This window comes from Arthrobacter sp. 05T442 (genome assembly GCF_056395945.1).
This window is the reverse complement of record NZ_JBFTKM010000022.1, coordinates 26,161-46,010: the sequence shown is the minus strand read 5'-3', so window position 1 is coordinate 46,010 and position 19,850 is coordinate 26,161. Positions and strand designations below refer to the sequence as shown.

Annotated in this window: 14 protein-coding genes; 7 read left to right on the top strand and 7 right to left on the bottom strand. The window is 65.9% G+C overall.

Annotation, left to right across the window (positions count from 1 at the left end):
- Positions 1-3,554: 3,554 nt before the first annotated feature.
- From trxA to AC1DES_RS16965, 5 genes are all read right to left on the bottom strand, one after another.
- On the bottom strand, positions 3,555-3,881 hold the full coding sequence (trxA, locus tag AC1DES_RS16985; RefSeq protein ID WP_476896877.1) for a thioredoxin: 327 nt from the start codon (positions 3,879-3,881) through the stop codon (positions 3,555-3,557).
- 37 nt (positions 3,882-3,918) lie between these two features.
- Positions 3,919-4,875: a thioredoxin-disulfide reductase gene (gene trxB, locus AC1DES_RS16980; protein ID WP_476896876.1), complete on the bottom strand. Its 957-nt coding sequence runs from the start codon at positions 4,873-4,875 to the stop codon at positions 3,919-3,921.
- Positions 4,876-5,051: 176 nt separating this feature from the next.
- Complete coding sequence (locus AC1DES_RS16975; RefSeq protein WP_476896875.1) at positions 5,052-6,677, bottom strand: ABC transporter substrate-binding protein; 1,626 nt, start codon at positions 6,675-6,677, stop codon at positions 5,052-5,054.
- A 172-nt stretch (positions 6,678-6,849) separates the two neighbouring features.
- A complete protein-coding gene (gene murJ / locus AC1DES_RS16970) occupies positions 6,850-8,916 on the bottom strand; it encodes a murein biosynthesis integral membrane protein MurJ (RefSeq protein ID WP_476896874.1) in 2,067 nt (688 codons plus the stop codon).
- 79 nt (positions 8,917-8,995) lie between these two features.
- On the bottom strand, positions 8,996-9,544 hold the full coding sequence (locus tag AC1DES_RS16965) for an NUDIX hydrolase (RefSeq protein WP_476896873.1): 549 nt from the start codon (positions 9,542-9,544) through the stop codon (positions 8,996-8,998).
- A gap of 182 nt (positions 9,545-9,726) precedes the next feature.
- Here AC1DES_RS16965 and AC1DES_RS16960 point away from each other — a divergent pair, with 182 nt between their 5' ends.
- The 5 genes from AC1DES_RS16960 to AC1DES_RS16940 all read left to right on the top strand — a co-directional run bounded on the left by AC1DES_RS16960 (position 9,727) and on the right by AC1DES_RS16940 (position 15,814).
- On the top strand, positions 9,727-11,202 hold the full coding sequence (locus tag AC1DES_RS16960; protein ID WP_476896872.1) for a CCA tRNA nucleotidyltransferase: 1,476 nt from the start codon (positions 9,727-9,729) through the stop codon (positions 11,200-11,202).
- Positions 11,203-11,787, top strand: a complete 585-nt coding sequence (locus tag AC1DES_RS16955; protein WP_476896871.1) for a histidine phosphatase family protein — start codon at positions 11,203-11,205, stop codon at positions 11,785-11,787.
- A gap of 660 nt (positions 11,788-12,447) precedes the next feature.
- Positions 12,448-12,687, top strand: coding sequence for a hypothetical protein (locus AC1DES_RS16950; RefSeq protein WP_476896870.1), 240 nt, complete (start codon positions 12,448-12,450; stop codon positions 12,685-12,687).
- 219 nt (positions 12,688-12,906) lie between these two features.
- Entirely contained in the window at positions 12,907-14,376 is a 1,470-nt protein-coding gene (locus AC1DES_RS16945) for a glycosyltransferase family 87 protein (protein ID WP_476896869.1), read from the top strand.
- On the top strand, positions 14,369-15,814 hold the full coding sequence (locus AC1DES_RS16940) for a phytoene desaturase family protein (RefSeq protein WP_476896868.1): 1,446 nt from the start codon (positions 14,369-14,371) through the stop codon (positions 15,812-15,814). The genes AC1DES_RS16945 and AC1DES_RS16940 overlap by 8 nt, the downstream gene beginning before the upstream one ends.
- Here the strand turns inward: AC1DES_RS16940 and AC1DES_RS16935 are convergent.
- Together AC1DES_RS16935 and AC1DES_RS16930 are read right to left on the bottom strand one after the other, a co-directional pair.
- Complete coding sequence (locus AC1DES_RS16935) at positions 15,811-16,503, bottom strand: ABC transporter ATP-binding protein (RefSeq protein ID WP_476896867.1); 693 nt, start codon at positions 16,501-16,503, stop codon at positions 15,811-15,813. The two genes, AC1DES_RS16940 and AC1DES_RS16935, sit on opposite strands and share 4 nt — an antisense overlap.
- Before the next feature lie 47 nt (positions 16,504-16,550).
- The gene (locus tag AC1DES_RS16930) at positions 16,551-17,660 is read right to left on the bottom strand and encodes an FtsX-like permease family protein (protein WP_476896866.1); all 1,110 of its coding nucleotides are present in this window, start codon (positions 17,658-17,660) and stop codon (positions 16,551-16,553) included.
- Between the two features lie 188 nt (positions 17,661-17,848).
- On the opposite strand from AC1DES_RS16930, the gene AC1DES_RS16925 reads away from it, so the two are divergent.
- Positions 17,849-19,162, top strand: a complete 1,314-nt coding sequence (locus tag AC1DES_RS16925; RefSeq protein ID WP_476896865.1) for a sensor histidine kinase — start codon at positions 17,849-17,851, stop codon at positions 19,160-19,162.
- Positions 19,159-19,815: a response regulator gene (locus AC1DES_RS16920; protein ID WP_476896864.1), complete on the top strand. Its 657-nt coding sequence runs from the start codon at positions 19,159-19,161 to the stop codon at positions 19,813-19,815. Before AC1DES_RS16925 ends, AC1DES_RS16920 begins: the two co-directional genes overlap by 4 nt.
- The last annotated feature ends 35 nt before the right edge of the window (positions 19,816-19,850 follow it).

Genomic DNA, 19,850 nt, shown 5'->3' with positions numbered 1-19,850 from the left:
GGGTCGATAATATGGGGTGCGGTCATCGCGTGGTAACTCCTTGAGAGAAGACTTTGGTCGGTCTTTCCAAGAATCACGCGATGGCCGCCTCACGTTCGGGAACAACACGCCCGGGGCCGGGCCGTTACACCACGCTAATGGGCACTACCCCCTGAGGACAAAATGTGCGTGCCGTGTGAGTCCGTATGGATGGGGGGATGAGGTTCGTCCTCCGTCCGTACGACCTGGTCTGGGAGCGGCCTTGCCATCAAGTGCCCGGCCGGCGGATCTTCGTGTTCAGGCGGCGCATCGGAAGCACACCATGACTCCGCGCGACGCTCCCCCGAAGCCAGCCGGCAGGAAGCCAGATTGCAGCTATGCAGCCTGCTGCGATGCCATGTCGGCGGCCGGTGGAGGTCGACACATCGCGGGTGACAGGTCCACGACACGACCGTTCCACGCCCGGCACCTGTCTGAGGCGACGGCGGTCTATCGCCGCAGGCATCATCGGAGACGGGACCGACCCACACGGCCAGTTCCTCGCACGGTCGTCTCTCAAGTCCACACCCCGATCACGCGGTGGATACGACAGTGGATATCGCTGTGGATAACTTTGTGGATTACCAGGCGCAGCCCTTTCGACGTTCGACGGAGGCGGTCTCTCGGGACATTGCCGTCTTCGGCTTCACCGCACGCAGTCAGCAGGAGGGCCTGGGACGTTTCACGTGAAACATGCACCTGCACGGCTTGAAGCCGCTTCGCTCGCTCTGGCGCGCGCCAAGAAAATCCACGTACTCCGGTTAATTTCTGCGACATCAGGACGCAATTGTGCGCTCTTTCCCGTGCACGCGGCAGCTCCCCGTCAGCTATCCGCGGGAGACCCTGACTGCCCGGACTCCGGCAGGCCGGCCGGGGTGAGCTCTAAGCGGATGAATGGGCGGGGCCCGCCGCGGTGACCACAGCTGTGAACAATGTCTCAGACCCTGTGGATAACGATGTGAATAAGTTCTGTGGAAAACGCATCGGCAGCGGCGTAGCCGGGGATCCTTTGCGGGGTTTAAACGAGGCGTGCTGGAGCTTCGAGCGCGCTCCACGACGGTCCCACGGAGCTGGAAGGAACAGGGGTTCCGGCGCGGGAAAGCAAGACGCGGACCAACCACCGTCGAAGGCTGCGGCGCCTGGAAGGAAACCGGGCCAGCTGACGCCCTGGCCCCGAGTCACCTGAGGTCTGTCGGGTTGATTGCTGAGGGCGCGGACTGCACGCATAGCGGTCCTGCGGTCGGCATTTCTATCCAGCCTTCTGCGTGGAGGTCCGAGGACGGAGAGGTGGAAAACATGGTGTCTCGGTTCGATCCCTCGTCGAGACCCATCACTGGAGGTGCCGGAGATTGACCGGATTGTGCGGCGGCGCAGAGCCAACTCGGTGTCCTACAGTTATCATCCCTGATTCGAAAGCCGCAGCAGGGGAACTGCCTGGTCCAGGGCCGTCGAGCACCCGAGGGCAATGTACGCCCTCGAGTCGCGCAGGAAGCATGGGTCCGGACGCAACGCGCATCGGCGCCGGCCGCTGCAGCGGGTCTCCGGCCACGGATCCGACATGTGCCAGTCGGCCCCCGCGCGCCCTGATGCGTCAGTCAGAGGACCCTTCGCCCGTACGAATGGCCCAAGCTGCCGGGGTTCACGTCGGGACGTCCGTGACATCCCGGGACCGTTCCCTCGCGGCGGGGCTGGGCTGTTCAGCGGGTTGCGTTGTGGCGGGACACGGCCGTCATCCAGGTCTCCCCTGCCTTCTCGGCCGCCCTCGTGACGCCCCCCGGAGTGCTCATTTTCGGGTCGGTAGGTTGTCACCGATGAGATGAAACGGTGATGCGGTAATGAGTGCCGGTGAGATTCCCATCAAGAACGGCGCCGGCCAATCTGACGTCGCCAGGGGGTGGCCGGTGGTCCGAGTTGTCTGTGGGTTGAGGAATCATGGCAGGCCCGGACTGTACGAGCCAAGGATCGCGAGTCCCGCGGCAGCATTTAGAGAGGCCGATGCCGTGCGTATTCATGTTTTGGGGGCACCGCATCCCCCGGGCGGGCGCGCACGCCCTCCCGGGTCGCCATCGGAAAGCTCTCCTGCAGCCCGGATGAACCCCAGCGAGTCCGCACTGTTTCACGTGAAACAGCGATGCACGGCTCATGCAGCGGCGAACCACCGGAGGCGCTTAGCCTCAGCACCAATGCTTGTCACGTCGCAGGCATGGCGGGGCGGTGCCTTTGGTGGGCTGAGCGCCGCCCACTTCGGAGAGACTGACGCGTGTGCCGTACCGCTCGGCCGCTCTGGCCGCTTGGCTGGAAGCGGCCCACTGAGGGTGTTTGCGGGGGCCGGCGTCGGGGCGGCCTGGTGCACGCGGACAGGCTATCTAATAGTCGCGTATCAATTGTTCGCCCAAACGCAGTACCACGGCACAGAGGGTCTCTCCGAAGTGCACCAACGGACAAGAATCGAGGGGCACGAGAATCCGTGAAGATGCTCGCTCGCAATGCGCCACGTGAACGTCGGTTAGCCTGCACAGGCGCATGGCTGGCGGCGCGGGTCCGGGGAGAACATCCTGGTCAGGCTCCCTCGGGTGCCGGGTCCGCGGACCAGACATACCGCCTTGGAGCATAGTGTTTCACGTGAAACATTCACTAGACACCAACCATTAGCTTTGGCCATCTGCTTCCCCAGCACAGTCCGCAGAGGTTCGGGCAGCTTGCCCGCATTATCCCGCTAGAGCTGATGAGGCTCCTGCGGCATATGACACCGGATCAACGCATGTCCTGACGGACGGGGAGCATCGCGTTTCATGTGAAACATTCACGAGCCCTGACAATCAGCAGTGGGTATCGGTCCCCCGCCGCCGCCCGCGGTTGCTTCGTCGAGCCAGCACGGGCCTTCCCGCAAGATATGCGCCCACATGGGCCGGCTGGAAGGTGCCCGGTCGGGCGGTCGAAATATCCCGTCGGCTCGTCTGCCGACTTGTGAACGGTCCAGCCGGAACGGCCCCCTACCTCTCGCTGGAAAGCCGCTGCGTCCCGGACGAAATCCCCCTAGGCGTCAGCAGCGCCGAAGGCTGCGGTTCCAACTTGCACAAAGCAGAAACGGGTCCGCCGCGATGCGGATGCCCGCCGTTGTGTTCCGTGTCAATGATTACCCCGACGAGAGGCGCGGACCCTTACAACCATGTTCTGGAGCCCGTGACAGCCGATGTTTCACGTGAAACAGGAAGGACCAGATTCGGCACTCAGCCGAAGCGCCGGACCACCGCCAGCGAGGCACGCTGAGGTTCTTCTCCGTCAATGGGCCAGGCCTGGCACAGCGAAGGGGCGCATCTCGCGTCGGGACCGCTGCCACACAATGCAGGAGTAACTAAACCGTTATCAGGGGAATACGACGACTTCGACTCCGGCTCGATGATCTGTCGGGCAGACTGCCGCCGTACCCGAGCCGAGCCGAGGGCAACGAAGCTGCCAAACGAAAGCGGCCCCCGCATCCAAGAAGCGGGGGCCACCGACACACGCAGGCCCAGCGGCATGCACGTGAGCGTGGACTAAGACAAAACGTCCGCGAATTCCTTTTCGAAGAACTGCTTGGGCCGGGCGCCGATTACAGTGCCCTTCACTTCGCCGCCCTGGAACAGGTAGACGGCGGGGATGGACGTGATGCCGTATTCCGCAGCAATGCCCGGGTTGTCGTCCACGTTGACCTTGACCACGTTGACCTTGTCACTGTACTCGACCGAAATCTCGTCGAGAATGGGGCCAAGCTTTCGGCAGGGACCACACCATTCGGCCCAGAAGTCCACGATGACCGGCTTGTCGGCGGCCAGTACGTCGGTGCTGAAGCTTGCGTCTGTTACGTCTTTTGCGTTGCTCATAACCTTGCTCTCTCTCCGGTTGGTTCCTGCGCGCCGTTTAGGCGTGGAAGTCTGCGAGGTAGTGCTCGACGTCGAGGGCGGCTACACAACCGGAACCCGAGGCGGTGATTGCCTGTCGGTAGGTAGGGTCGATGACGTCACCCGCGGCGAACACGCCCCTGACGCTGGTCTTCGAGGTTCGGCCGTCGACGGCGATAGTTCCCTCCGGGGTCAGCTCCAGCTTGTCCTTGACGAGATCGGTGCGGGGATCGTTGCCGATCGCTACGAACACGCCGGTGACAGCCAGTTCGGTTTCTGTACCGTCCACGAGGTGCTTCAGGCGAAGGCCCGTAACTTTGTCCCCGCCAAGGACGTCCTCGACGCCGGTGTTCCACACGAAGCTGATCTTCTCGTGCGCCAGTGCGCGGTCTGCCATGATTTTGGAGGCCCGGAGCGTGTCGCGGCGGTGCACCACGGTGACGGACTTGGCGAACTTTGTGAGGAACAGGGCCTCTTCCATGGCCGAGTCACCGCCGCCGATCACGGCGATGTCCTGGTCCTTGAAAAAGAAACCATCGCAGGTTGCACACCAGCTCACACCGTGGCCGGAGAGCCGCTTTTCGTTCGGCAGGCCAAGCTCACGGTACGCCGAACCCGTGGACAGGATGATGGCGCGGGCTTGGAAGGTCTCCCCTGTTCCTATGGTCACGGTTTTGATGTCACCGTCGAGGTCCAGTTCGGTAACGTCCTCAAACTGGATTTCAGTTCCGAAACGGGCAGCCTGCTTCTCGAAGTTCTCCATCAGGTCCGGGCCCATGATGCCTTCGGGAAATCCCGGGTAGTTCTCGACGTCTGTCGTGTTCATCAGTTCGCCGCCGGCGGTAACCGATCCTGCGAGCATCAGGGGCTTGAGGTTGGCTCGCGCCGTGTACACCGCGGCGGTGTAACCCGCAGGGCCGGAGCCGACGATGATGACATCACGTACTTCGGACGCGGTGTTTTCTGCGTTGCTCACTGAACGGTGAACCTCTTCCTTTGTCGATGCGCCCGCCTGGGTGGCCGGCCACATGGCACAACTACTACATGGTGCTGAATATTCCGGCCCAGCCGGGCATCACAAAAGGACACCATCACCTAGGCTACCGGCTAACCCGCGAAGACAGATGGCCGCCGTGTCTCAGATGCGCAGCCCTACTGCACCTTGATCTCGGCCAGGCGGAGCCCATAACCGTAGCGGGTCTTCGGGGCGGCCAGCTTCGGAAGTGACTTGATGGACACAATTACGTACTGCGCCGTAACAGGCTCCTGCAGTGGCATCGTCAGGTCCGGGGAGGTGAAGCTGTTGCTGCCGACCTGCTTGGCCCCATCCAGGGACGGGCTGTCGTTGGTGAAGACGCTGATGCTGCCGCCGGACGCCCCAAGCTGGCTCAGCGTGACGGAGGAGATCTTGGAGGGACCCTTTAGCTTGACCACCAAAGGCACTTCCGTGGCGAGACCGCCCCAGTTGTCTGTGGCGAACTCCATGTCCGACCAGAAGCTGGCACCGTTTCCGTCGAAGGTCTTGACCAGATCACCGTCGTAGGTGGCGGCAAAATCGAAGTTGCCAAGCCGGGTTACTCCCTCGATGGCAGGAGGGCCCGCTACAGGTGCGTTGCTGGCGCTTGCTGAAGGCGCACCGGACGCCGCCGACGGCTCGGGTGCGCTGGACGAGGATGTTGCCACAGCATTGGGCTGCGGGCTGCTTTTGAAGAGGCTTCCGAGGTTGGTTACAGCAAAGATCAGCCCTACAACGAGGACAGCGGCGAGAAGCCCGCCGACGAGCCAGCGCATGGACCGCGGTTCGCGACGGGGCTCGTCGTCCTCGTCGCCGTAATATTCGTCGTCCTCGGCAGTGTCCCTGGCAGACGCCGGGAAGTTGCCGGGAGCACGGTCTGCCGCCCCCAAGCCTCCTGCGGCCATGCCGGCGGAGGCACTTGCGCGACCCTGACCGACGCCGGCGCCGGGCTTATCCCGCGTGGGCTGAACGGCCGTGCGCTGGTCGCCGCCAGTGTAGTCGTCGTCGGACCACAGAGACACTTTGGGTGACTCGGCGGCGGCCACCGGCTGGGCGGCGGTCGGCTCGGCCGGCCTGCGGGCAGCAGCGTTCTGGACAGGTTGGGGCGCCGTCGAGTGCGGTGCCGCTTCCTGCGGCGCGGTCTGGGGGGACTTTGCTGCGCTGGCCGCCGCGGCGCCGCCGGCAAGTCCTGCTGCAGCCGCAGCTGCGCCTGCACCGGGGGAGGGCGACGCCGTCGGCCGCGACGGTGCATTTGCCGGGCGGCTTACCGGAGATGCAGCAGGGGAACCCGGCTGCTGGGCTGCGGCCGGCTGGCCCTGACCGTAGTCGATGTACCCGGCGTCGACTTCCTCGTCGTCGTATAGCCCGTCGTAGGTTTCGGGTTCGTTGGACCGGGCCTGCCCGAAGATTTCGCTGCCGAGCGTGTCAGTGAAGAAGGGTTCAACGTAAGGAGGGTTGGATGACACCACCAGATCCAGTAGGTCAGCCGCTGAAGTGTGGTTGGTGATCAGGTATGTAGTGGATTCGCTGACGCCAAGATCCAGGATCTGGACGCTGCCGGGCCGCTCGCCTGTGGCCACCTCGCGCGCACTTTGCGCCACTTGATCAGCGTTGCCCGGTCCCGCGACAAGGATGCTCACGGGACGGTTCAAGACCTGGTCCATCCCGTCCAGCACCAGATCCTGGTCATGCGAGGTCAGCACTGTAGCAGTGACCTTGTAACGGCCACCGAGTACTGATCCGACATCGATCGGGTGGGACACGGGCTCCTCCTAAGCTGTCCGGCAATTACCGACGCTGGTCACCTTATGAGTGACGATCAGCCCCCCGTTAAGCCGGTTGGCCGCTGGCCTGCAACTCTCCTTGTTAGTCTTCGATCCTAGCCGATGCGCTGTCCGCGCCGTGGAGGCCCGGCTGTTCGAAAGCGGTCGAAGATCATTTTTTCTTCTTCCGTCCAAACGGAAAATATGGATTGTGACCCACCGGGCCCTGATAGGTCCTGCGCCCCGGGAGCGGAACGTCGCCCCGGCCCAAGCCCCCTTGCGCGGTGCTGGGAAGGTCTTCCGCGGGGAGATAGCCGCCCTCCGGTCCCGCGGGCCGGCCGAAGGAAGCTGCGTCTTCGTCCCTGATGTCAGGCCCGGCGCGGAAGGATGCCGCATCGAATTCACCGGAGATCCTCGGAATCAGGCCCGTATCGACGGAGACTGTGGCCCGTTCGGGGGCCGTCCGTGCAGGGGTGGCGCCGTCCTTGCCGGGTTCGGTGCGGGCCTGGCCGCCGGGTTCCGGGGACGGTCCCCGCCGGAGCCGGCCCAGCAGCGGCTGCAGCAGATCCCGGAGTTCGGTGACCTGGAAGACCTTGAGCAGGACGAGGTAGACGGCCAGCATCACTGGTCCGACGACGGCGATCGTCGCCAGCGCTGCAATGCGGCTGCTCCAGGCGAACCCGTCCGGGCTGTAGCTGCCCAGCAGCCACAGGCCCAGCGCGCCGGCGATTGCGGAGCCGAGTGCCGCATAGCCCATGCGGATATAGGAGTTGGCGATCCGCGGCCCGTCCAGGTGTCCGAGGAGCCGGCGCAGGAATAACGCGCTGACGATGACGGAGAGGATGTTGCCGCCGGTGTAGAGGATGGCGATGGCGAAGATGATCTGGTCAAACGGCAGGAACTGGATGGAGAAAGCGGACACGACGTTGACCAGGGCGAGGACCAGCTGGATGAAGAACGGCGTGCGTGCGTCTTCGTTGGCGTAGAAGACCCGGGACATCATGAAGTTGGCGCTCATGAAGGGCGTGCTGAGTGCCAGGATGGTCAGCGTCTGGGCCAGCATGACGCCGTCCTGCGGCTTCCCGCCGGAGAAGAACATGCCCAGCGGGCCGGCGAGGGCAAACAGCGCCAGCGCCCCGAATACCGTGGCGACGGCCATGGTCCGCAGGCCGTGGGACAGTGCGTTCCGCAGCTCGGCCCGGTTTCCATCCTGCGAGGCGCGGGTCATCCGGTTGAAGAGCACGGTGGCCAGGGACAGCGCAATGATGGAATGCGGCAGCAGATAGAGCTGGCTGGCCACTTCCAGCACGGCGTTTCCTGGCAGGGTGGCCGCGGCGGGGTCACCGGCGTGTTCCAGGCGCAGCCGCTCGGCACCGGGGATCGTGGCAATGCGCATGACATACAGGAATGCAAGCTGCCCGACGGCGGCGGTAGCCAGGGTCCAGACGCTCAGTCTTGCGGCTTGGCCCAGCCCGACGCCCCTCCATCCGAAGCGGGGCCGGAGGCCGAGCCTGAGCCGGAACACCGGGACCAGCAGGATGGCAGTCTGGGCGATCACGCCGATCGTGGAGAACCCGGCCACCAAAATCGTCTGGAAGGATCCCCAGTTGTCGAGTGTGTGCGGGTTGGCGACGTTGGCGCCCATGATCCCGATGAACATGCCTAGTCCGGCGATCGCCACGATGTTGTTCAGGATCGGAGCCCACATTGCCGGTCCGAATGCGCCATTGGCGTTCAGTACCTGGGTCAGCAGGGCATACAGGCCGTAGAAGAAAATCTGCGGAAGGCACCAGAATGCGAAAGACACGGCCAGCGATTTCTGCTGGGGCGAATAGCCCTGCGTCGTCAGCTCGATGACGGACGGTGCCAGCAGCGTCACCAGCAGGGTCAACGTCAGCAGCACCACGACGGCGAGCGTCAGGAGCCTGCTGATGTAGTCAGCTCCCCTGTCAGGCGCCCGGCTGGCCTTGATGATCTGCGGGACCAAAACCGCGTTGAAGACACCGCCCGCGACCAGCAAGAAGATCAGGTTCGGCAGGTTGTTGGCGTTGATGAACGTGTCGTTGACGGTGGAGCCGAGGCCAAGCGCGGCTCCCAGCATCCAGGTCTTGCCGAACCCCAGGAAACGCGAAACCAGGGTTCCGGCGGCCATGATGGCGCTGGAGCGTGCTTCGCCGGGGTGGGCGGCCTGGGAATCGGCGGGACCGGGGCGTGAGGGGGTGGGTTTGGCGGATGACATTGTCTTCATCGTCTCACCCGGGCGTGCCTTTGCGCGTCACCCGTGGCCGGAAGCGGCGGCCCGCGTGCCCCGGATTCCCTCAGCGGTCTTCCGGGAGGACTTCCTTGGCGAGATCGGCAATCCGGCGCTCGTTCGGGAAGGAGAGCTTGCGGGCCAGTTCGTGGATGGGGACCCAGGCAACGTCGACAGCTTCTTTGTCGGGATCGTTCTCGATGGTGAGTTCCCCGCCAGTAGCCTGCAACAGATAGTGATGGACGGTCTTGTGGACCCGGTGTCCGCTGACAGTGAACCAGTAGTCAATGCTTCCGAGCGGCGCGAGGATCTTGCCTTCGATGCCCGTTTCCTCCGCGATTTCGCGCACGGCGGCTTCCTCGTTGCTTTCCTTGCCTTCCGGATGTCCCTTCGGCAGGCACCATTCGAGGCGTCCTCCGCGGTTGAGCCGGGCGATAATCGCAACCCTCAGTTCGGCGTCGGACGTGTCCACCACGACGCCGCCGGCAGAGATTTCCTCCACGGTGGGCAGGGAGGCCTGTCCCGTGTGCTGGACGGGCGCGACATTGGCACCGATTGCCGATGGCAATGGTGCGTTTGTCCTCCTGCCGGGAGCGCTCGGTACGGGGTGGGCCATGAAGTCCACTCTAACTACTCTTGTCCGCTGTTGATGACCTAAACATGGCTCGAAAGTGGACGGCCGGGAAAGTGGTTTGCCGCCGCCGCGGTCCTTGCCCGGTCCCGTCCGGGGCCAACGCCGGGATTATGCGACGGATCCTGTGTGGTGCTCGCGCGGTTTTCTGACAAGCTTAAGAAACTATGGCGCACGCACATCACAAGATTGACACCCACACCGTTGAATTCCAGGTGGACCCGGTGGTTCTGGAGCTTGGGCAGCGGTTCGTCGACGCCGGCCATGAACTGTCCCTCGTTGGCGGACCTGTCCGCGACCTATTCCTCGGAAGGGTGTCCCCCGACCTGGACTTCACCACGGACGCGACCCCGGACCAGACTGTTGCGCTGATCAGGAAGTGGGCGGACAACTACTGGGAGATCGGGCGCGCCTTCGGCACCATTGGGATGCGCAAGGGCGGATTCCAGATCGAGATCACCACCTACCGGGCCGACGCCTACGATGCCGACTCCCGCAAACCCGTGGTGGCGTTCGGGCATTCCCTGACGGATGACCTCCTGCGGCGGGACTTCACCATCAACGCCATGGCCCTGCGCTTGCCGATGCTGGACCTCGTAGATCCCTTCGGCGGCGTCCGGGACCTGCACGCCTCCGTCCTCGCCACTCCGGGACCGCCGGAAACGTCCTTCTCCGACGATCCGTTGCGCATGATGCGCGCCGCCCGTTTCGCGGCCCAGCTGGGCGTGAGCCTGCGCGAGGACGTCCGCGAGGCCATGACCCGGATGGCCGAACGGATCACCATCATTTCGGCCGAGCGCGTGCGGGACGAACTGGTCAAGCTCATCTGCGCCGCCCATCCCCGCGCCGGTGTGGACTTGCTGGTGGACACCGGGCTCGCGGAGTTTGTCCTGCCCGAGGTCTCGGCCCTGCGCCTCGAATCCGATGAGCACCACCGGCACAAGGATGTCTACCAGCATTCGCTCCAGGTCCTGGAGCAGGCCGCGGCACTGGAAACAGGCGCGGACGGCGACGTTCCCGGCCCTGATTTTGTGCTGCGGTTTGCGGCGCTCATGCACGACGTCGGCAAGCCGGCTACGCGACGCTTCGAGCCCGGCGGCGCGGTGAGCTTCCGCCACCACGACATGGTGGGGTCCAAACTGACCGCCAAGCGGATGAAGACACTGCGTTTCGATAACGACACCATTAAGGCGGTCGGCAGGCTCGTGGAGCTGCATATGCGGTTTTACGGCTACGGCGATGCGGGCTGGAGCGATTCCGCCGTTCGCCGGTACGTCACTGACGCCGGGCCCCTGCTGGAGCGGCTCCACAGGCTCACCCGCTCTGATGTCACCACCCGGAACCAGCGCAAGGCGGACCGTCTATCTTTCGCCTATGACGACCTGGAAGCCAGGATCGCGGCCCTGCGGGAGCGGGAATCCCTTGAAGCCGTCCGCCCGGACCTGGACGGCGGGCAAATCATGGCACTCCTTGGACTCAAACCCGGGCCCGTCGTGGGCCGCGCCTACAAGTTCCTGCTGGAAGAACGAATGGAGCACGGCCCGCTTGATCCCGCCGTGGCGGAGGCTAAAATTCGAGAATGGTGGGCAGCTCAGCCCGAGTCTTCAGCCGCCGTCGAACTGTCCACCACTGAGGAGCTTTAAGTGATTGCACCTTCCAACGGCCCGCGTCCGCAGCTGTGGATCCTGCGGCATGGTGAAACCGAATGGTCCAAGAGCGGGCAGTACACCGGGCTCACCGACATGCCGCTCACGGTGGAGGGCGAGCAGCAGGCCGTGGAGGCGCGCAAGGTTCTCGAGACTGTCGACTTTGACCTCGTGCTGACCTCCCCCCTGCGCCGCGCACGCCGGACCGCCGAACTCGCCGGCTACCCCGATGCCCAGCTGGAGCCGCTGGCGGTGGAATGGGACTACGGCGACTACGAGGGCATCAGCTCAGACCTCATCCGCAAGGACAACCCCGAATACCTGATCTGGACGCACGGCGTCCCCAACGGTGAAGCGCTCGACGACGTCGCCGCGCGGGCCGACAAGATCGTGGCCAGGGTGCTGGAATCGGGCCTGGATAACGTGCTGATCGTCGCGCACGGACATTTCTCCCGCATCCTGACCGCCAGGTGGCTCGGACTCGATCCCCACGAGGGCCGGCACTTTGTGCTGGGTACCGCCAAGGTCTGCACACTGGGTTGGGATAAGAAAACGCCGGCGATCGTCCGCTGGGGCCTGTAAATACATTCAAGGAAAGAACTTCCAAAAAACTTTATGAATTCAGTAGTCAGCTGCTGTATTCGTAGGGTAGTTTTATTTCTGTCCCCAGAGCGTCTTGCCGGGGACATGGCGCGCGTCGCCCGGCCAGTCAGCCGGAGCCACGGCAGGACGGAAAAGGAGGTTGGGAAAATGAATACTTTGACTAGCGGATGGAAAGTCACCTTTGCCTCTTCCCCGGCCACTGTCGCTGAACCGCGCCTGGTTCCCGGAATGACTGCCTCCTGATTCACCCGCTCCCCGTCTAGGCGTCACCGCCAGCCGGTGGAGCCCGGGTGACAGGCGGGACCTCCCATGAGGAAGGTCCCTATGCAGCAGCCCGGACAAGCGGACCGTCGAGGTTGCGCAGCACCCCTTAGTTCGGAACCCAGCTTCTTGTTGGGGTTCATTGCGCTACCGCGGCCAGGGGCCATTCCTCGCTCCGGCGAAACATATCCCGCTGCCGGGCATTTACGGACCAGTTACTGTGCCATTAGTGGCCGCTAATTGCCGTACCCGAAAAGCCATTGTTCATTCTGATGAATGGGGCTTTATTTGCCATGCCCAATTCTATTCATTGCAGCAGTGCTGCACTAAGGTGCAGCCCCGGCTAAAGACACAACACCACCCAAAGAAAGGTCCATCGTGTCGATCGCCACCAACACCAACACCAACACCAGCCCCGGCCGGACAGAGGCGCTGCCGCTGCCGCCCAAGCCAAGCCACCGACGGGAGGTAACAACCATGATGAAAAAGCTCCGCGACGTCCTGATCTTTTCGAGGAAGCCGGCGCGCAGGGAAGCTACCCGTTTCAACGGAGCGCTGCTCGACCAGAAACGCGAGGACGTCTTCGCCGCAATGCGCCAGATCGGCCTGCTCCGCTGAGCGACGGGCTTCCGCCGCCGCGCACCATCAGCGCGCGGAACCGTGCCTCAGCTGGACTGTGCTCAGCGAAGGAGGATCTGATGACTGACATCGGAACCGGTCTGCAAGGAGCCCACGCGGCGACGCGTGGGCTCCCGCAGTTAAGCGCCGGCGGCGAATCGGCCTTCCGGGCCCGGCCGAAGCGCGACCGGCAGCGGCGGCCCCGGTAAGCTCAAGGGCATGCAGGAGACAAAGCCGCCGGAGCACCGCAAACGGGCCCGACTGGTCATCCCGAGCCGCAGCGACCTGCTACTACGGAACTTCACAGAACTAATCGGCGGTCCCATGGGCCACCGCTCGGCACCGGGCATTGTCTCGCCGGGATTCTTCACCGTGGAACGGGTTCTGGTCCTGCTCACCGTCCTGGCCGCGTTGACGGGGATCCTGGTCAAGAATTACTGCCGCATCAACGGCTGGGAATCCCCCGGACAGTTCTACGCCACGTGCTACTCCGACTTCCCGGAGCTGTTCCGGAACCGCGGACTTGCCGACGGCGCCTTCCCCTTCATCACGCACGGCAGCTTCTTTGAATATCCCGTGCTTATGGGGTTCATCGCCGGCGCCACGGCCTTGCTGGTCCCGGGCACCGGCGCCAGCAGCCCGCGCGCCCTGGCCTACTTCGATATCAACGCCACGCTGATCGCGGCAGTCTGGATCGTCACGGTCCTCGCTACGGCACGGATGACGCGCCGGCGGCCCTGGGACGCCGCCATGGTGGCCCTCGCCCCCGGAATTGTCCTGGCGGGCGTCATCAATTGGGACATGTGGGCTGTCGGCCTGCTGGCCGCCGGGATGTTCTTCTTTTCCCGCAACAAGCTGGTCCTTGCCGGGATCTTCATCGGCCTCGGCACGGCGATGAAGCTCTACCCGTTGCTGATCTTGGGCGCCATCCTGCTGCTGTCCCTGCGGACCGGCCGCTTCCGGGCGGTCCTGGTCACCGCCGGTGCGGCGGCAGCCGCCTGGCTGGCGGTCAACGTTCCGGTAGCCGCCCTGAACCCGGACGGCTGGAAGTACTTCTACCAGTTCACCCAGGAACGGCCTGCGGGCTACAGCTCCCCGTGGTTCGCCTACAACCTGGTGGCCGGGCGTCTGGGCTGGACACCGCTGCAGGCTGAAGCCATCAACTCCGCGGCATTGAACGTGTTCCTGCTGGCCTGCATCCTGGTTGGCGTGCTCGCCCTCACGGCACCCCGGCGCCCCAGGCTCGCGCAGCTGGCCTTCCTGATCGTCGCGGCGTTCATCCTCACCAACAAGGTGTACTCCCCGCAGTTTGTCCTATGGCTGATCCCCCTGATCGCCCTCGCCCGTCCACGCTGGCGCGACTTCCTTCTCTGGCAGGCCGTCGAAGGGCTGCACTGGGCTGCCGTCTGGATGTACCTGGGGCAGGTGACGAGCGGCGGCGCGGCCCAACACAACATCGACATGCCGTACTACGTCCTTGCCGTGGCCTTCCACATGCTCGCCACCGCATACCTGATGGTCCGTGTGGCCTGGGACATCTGGGACCCCGGCTATGACGTCATCCGCCGCCATGACATGGATGATCCCCACGGGGGGCCCTTCGACCGTGCCCCGGACTGGTTGCGGCTGGATCCCCTGCGGCCCTCGGCTTCGCTGCTGCCCTGGCGGAAGGTGACGGCCGATGCCTGACGTCGCCGTCGTCGGCTCCGGCCCGAACGGGCTGGCCGCAGCAGTGACGATGGCGCGGGCCGGGCTCAACGTGCACGTATACGAGGCCGCCCCCACGCCCGGAGGCGGCCTTCGCACCGCCGAACTGATGGAGCCGGGCCATTTCCACGACGTCTGCTCTGCAGTGCATCCGATGGCACTCGCGTCCCCCTTCTTCCGGGAGTTCGAACTCTCCCGACGCATCATCCTCAGCGCGCCCGAGGTCTCGTACGGCTCCCCCCTCGACGGCGGCCGGGCAGCACTGGCCTACCGTTCCCTCGACCGGACAGTTGCCGGGCTGGGGCGGGACGGCGCTGCCTATGGCCGCCTGATGGCGCCCCTGGTCCGACGCGTGGAAGGCATCACGGACGTGGCCCTGAACCAGCTCCTTCGGGTACCGAGGGACCCTGCGGCCGCCGGCGTGTTCGGCCTCAGGACGCTGGAGCAAGGCTCGCCCCTGTGGGGTGCCCGGTTCCGGGAGGAATTGGCCCCGGCCCTGCTCACCGGCGCCGCAGCCCACGCCGTCGGACGGCTGCCTGCCCTGGCTGCGGCAGCCGCCGGTCTGATGCTGGGCGCGCTGGGCCATGCCGGGGGCTGGCCCATTCCGCAGGGCGGATCGGCCGCAATCGCGCGCGCCCTCATCGCGGACCTCGAAGCCCATGGCGGCGTCGTCGAGACCGGAAACCGGATCGGATCCCTGGCCGATTTGCCCCCCGCGAGAGCCACCCTGCTTGACGTTGCCCCTCCCGGGCTCCTGCGGCTCGCGGAGGGACGCCTTCCGGCACGCTACCGCCAGGCGCTGGAATCCTTCCGGTTCGGGAACGCAGCCTGCAAAGTCGACTTCATCCTCTCCGGCCCCGTACCGTGGGCGGCCCCCGGACTGGCGGACGCCGGGACAGTCCATGTGGGCGGGACGAGGCATGAGATGGCCGAGGCGGAAAACCAGGTGGCGGCGGGCCGGCACCCCGCCCGGCCGTTCGTCCTGGTCTCGCAGCCGTCACGCTTCGATCCCGGACGTGCTCCGGCCGGGCGGCAGGTGCTCTGGAGCTACTGCCATGTTCCGGCCGGTTCCGCCGTGGACATGGGCGAGGCCGTCATCGCCCAGCTTGAACGCTTCGCTCCCGGATTCAGGGACATCATCGTCGAGTTCAAGGTGACGACGGCGGCCGGGCTGGCGGCGTACAACGAGAACTACGTCGGCGGGGACTTCAGTGCCGGCGTGATGGACGTCCCGGGCCTGCTACGGCGTCCGGTCGTCGGTCCGGTGCCGTGGCGGACGCCCCTGTCGGGCGTCTACCTGTGCTCGTCCTCGACGCCGCCGGGCCCCGGCGTCACCGGGATGCCCGGCTACCATGCGGCGAGGCATGCCCTTAAAGACATGTTCGGTCTGCCCGTGCCGGACCTGGGCTTCGAACCCTAAGAGCCCACCAGCTGCGCTGCCGAGAGCCGGCCGTCCCGCATGATCGCCCGCGCGTCCGTCAGCCGGACAAACTCCGTCTCGTGGGTAACCATGACCGTTGCGACATTGAACTCGTCGGTGACCTGCCGCAGCAGTGAAACGATGGCCTCGCCACGTTCGTGGTCCAGGGCCGCCGTCGGCTCGTCGACGAGCAGCAGCGCGGGGCTGCCCATGAGTGCGCGGGCAATGTTGACGCGCTGACGCTGCCCGCCCGAGAGCTGGTGCGGCCGTTTCGACAGGACGCCCCCGAGGCCGACGAGATCCAGCAACCCCTGTGCGCGCTCCACTGCAGCCGAGGCCGGCTTCCCGCGGAGGTGGTCACCAATCGCGAGCTGCTCCACCGCGGTCAGCGACGGCAGGAGGTTCGGTTGCTGGAAGATGATCCCGATCTTCTCGCGGCGCAGCGCAGTGCGACCGGCGTCGGTCAGCGCGCCTGCATCCTTCCCGTCAATCAGCACGAGGCCGGCCGTCGGCCTGACGAGGGTGGCGGCGACGGCCAGGAGGGAGGACTTGCCGGAGCCGGACGGGCCCACCAGGGCCAGGAACTCCCCCGGCCGGACCGTGAGGCTGACGCCGTCGAGGGCCTTGAGCGTTCCGTCGCCGTCCGGGTACTCCAGCGTGACGTCGACGAGGCTGAGGGCAGGGTTCATGATGTATTCCTCTCGGGGAATGTATAGTGCCGCGGCTGCGCCGGGCATTAGTTGCCGCCAAGGGCGATGAGCGGATCGACCCGCGTGACGCTGCGGACAGCGAGAGCCGCCCCGCCAAGGCCGAGGAGGACAATGCCCGCTACCGGCAGGAGCGTGGTCATTGGGGTGACGAGGAAGGGTGCGACCCGGGAGGCGAGGAAACCGCCGGCGACTCCCGCTGCGCCGCCGGCAGCGGCACCGGCCAACAACACCAGCGCAGCCTGCACCATGGCGTCCCTCAGGACATACCCGGAAGAACCTCCCAGGGCTTTCAGCACGGCGATGTCACGCGTGCGCTGTACCGTCCAGACCGTCAGGAACGCCCCGATCACGAGGGCGGAGATCCCGTAGAGGAATGCCTGCATGAGCAGCAGCGAGCCGTTCTCGCTCTTGTAGGAACCAAGGGCCTGGAAAGAGCCGTCCCGGGTGGCGCTGACCGTGCCGGCGGCCGCGTTGGCGGCGTCGACGTCGACCCTGGCCCCGGCGTCAAACGTCACGGCGGTCACGGTTGCGACGGCATCGCTTCCGGAGATATGGGCCAGCTTCCGCCAGTCCGCCAGCGTGGTCCACACGACGCCGGTATGCGAATACCACTGGTCCGGAACCACACCGGCCACGGTCAGTTCGGATCCGCCGACGCCCGTGCGGCTGCCGACGCTGAGATCCAGCTCCTTCGCCAGGGCCGCTCCGATCACGACCGTCCCTTCTGCCACGGGTGCAGGGGCGATTCCAGTGCCTCCCGCGCCGGCGTCGTCTGTGCCGAAGACCGCCACGTTGGCGGTGCATGAAGGAGTGCCACCGGCGCCCAACGCCTGGAAACGGCTCTGGCTGACGCCCACGGCCCGGGCGCGGGAGACACCGTCCCGTGCGGCCCATCCGGAGACCTGGGCGCGGGTCACCTCGGACTCGGTGAAGGAGGCGGTCGGGCTGCTTCCGGCGGGGGCGCCGAAGACGATCTGGTCTGCCGGCAGGACGGCGATTGCCGACGTCGACTGGTTGCCGAGACCGGCCGTGAGCCCGGAGAGCAGCACGAGCAGGAGGGTGATGAGGGCAACCACCCCGCCCATGAGGGCGAAGCGTCCTCTGGCGAAGCGGATGTCGCGGATGGCGAGAAACATGGATGTCCTTTTCCTGGGGGTTTGTGGCCGTGCTTCAACCCTCCCGCCCCGGCGCGGCATTGGCATCGGGCGGTCGGTTGAACAACCGCCTCCACCCGGGGGGTCCGCGGGTCAACCAAATGGTTGATTCCTTGCCGCACGGGCACTTTCCCGGCGGCCGGCTGCCGCATCGGCACTACCCTGAAGGAATGGAGGACACAGCCTGCAACACGGAGACACGCAGTACTGACGCGGCCGTGATCCTTCGGGTCCTGCGGGTGAGCCTCCACGTCGGCTTCGCGGCGCTTCTCCTTGTGGCTCTTGTCCGGCTGCTCCTTGCTGGAGTGGAGGGGACCCAGTGGTTCACGCTGGGCCTCGCCGTGGCCCTCGCCGCCGTCTATGTGGCCGGCACGGTGCTGGAAAAGCGCCATGCCCAGGATCCGTCGCGTTTCGACCCGAAACCGTTTTCCGCCTGGTGGCTGGGCGCCGTCGGGGTCCTGTGGCTGCTCCTGATCTGGGCCAGCGCGGACTTTGTGTGGCTGGCCTTCCCGCTGTTCTTCCTGCAACTGCACGTGCTGCCGCGGGCAGTGGCACTGCCGGCGATCGCCGCGAGCACGGTGCTGGTCATCACCGCCCTGTGGTTCCACAACCGCGGTGCAGCCGGGGCCGCCCTGCAGCTGCCCATGGTCCTGGGGCCGGCGTTCGGCGCGGCCTTTGCCGTGGTGACCGGGCTCGCCTACCGTGCGCTTTACCTGGAGGCCGCAAACCAGCGGCGTGCGGCGGAGGAGCTGCGCCGCACGCGTGCCGAACTGGCACGCACCCAGCACGACGCCGGAACGCTCGCCGAGCGGGCGCGGCTGGCCCGCGAGATCCACGACACCCTCGCCCAAGGCTTCTCCAGCATCGTGCTGATGGGCCGCTCGGCTGAGAATGCCCTCGACTCCGGCGACACCGCCACGGCGAAGGACAGGCTCCGCACCGTCCAGGACACCGCCTCCGCCAACCTTGCCGAGGCCCGCAATTTCGTCCGCGACCTGCAGCCCCCGGTCCTGGAGGAAAGTTCGCTCGTCAATAGCCTGCGGCGGCTCTGCGAAAAGACCGAGACCGAGGCTGCCGCCCGCGGAGCGGGGCTACGGTGCCGTTTTGACCTGGAAGGCACACCGGTGGAGCTGCCCAATCCCTACCGGACCACCCTGCTCCGGGCCGCGCAGGCGAGCCTCGCGAACGTGTGGGTTCATGCGAAGGCCGGCTCGGCCGTCGTGACCCTGTCCTTCCTTGGCAGCGAGGTCGCGATGGACATTTACGACGACGGCGCCGGCTTTGACGCCGCCGCTGTCGCGGGGCGCTCTGCACGAGCTGACGGCTCAGGGTACGGGCTGAAGTCCCTCCGCCAGCGGGTCGCCGCGCTGGCTGGCAGCCTGGACATCGAATCGACCGAGGGCGAGGGCACCGTGGTGGCCATCCGCCTGCCGCTCGGAACCGGGGCCGGCGCCCACCCGGCTGCAGACAGGGCAAACCAGTGAACGACATCCGGGTGCTCCTTGTGGATGACCACCCGGTGGTGCGGGCCGGGCTGAGGGCCATGTTGAGCGATTTTGCGGGCATCCGGGTTGCCGCTGAGGCCTCCGACGGCGGTGCGGCGCTGGCCGAGCTGGCCAGGCTCCACACCCTCGGTGAGCCGGTCGACGTCGTGCTGATGGATCTGCAAATGGGTGCCGGCATGGACGGCGTCACGGCGACCGGCAGGATCAAGGCCGGCGAAGCGGGGCAGCCGGCCCCGCCCGTGCTCATCCTGACCACGTACGACTCCGACGCGGACATCCTCGCCGCCGTGGAAGCGGGCGCCAGCGGCTACATGCTCAAGGACGCGCCGCCGGAACAGATCCGCCAGGCGGTGCTCTCCGCCGCTGCCGGCCAGACGGCACTGGCACCCGAAGTGTCCGCGCGGCTCATGGGCCGGATCCGGAATCCGGAGCCGGCGTTGACCGCCCGCGAGATCCAGCTCCTGGAACTCTTGGCCACCGGCATGGGCAACCGGGCCATTGCGAAGCAGCTGTTTATCTCCGAGGCCACGGTCAAGACCCACCTGGTGCACATTTACGGGAAGCTTGGGGTGGACAACCGCACCGCGGCGATCTCCGTCGCGACGCAGCGCAGGGTCATCCGGCGGACCTGAGCCCCGTTACCCGCTGGCGGCGGCCCATCATCATG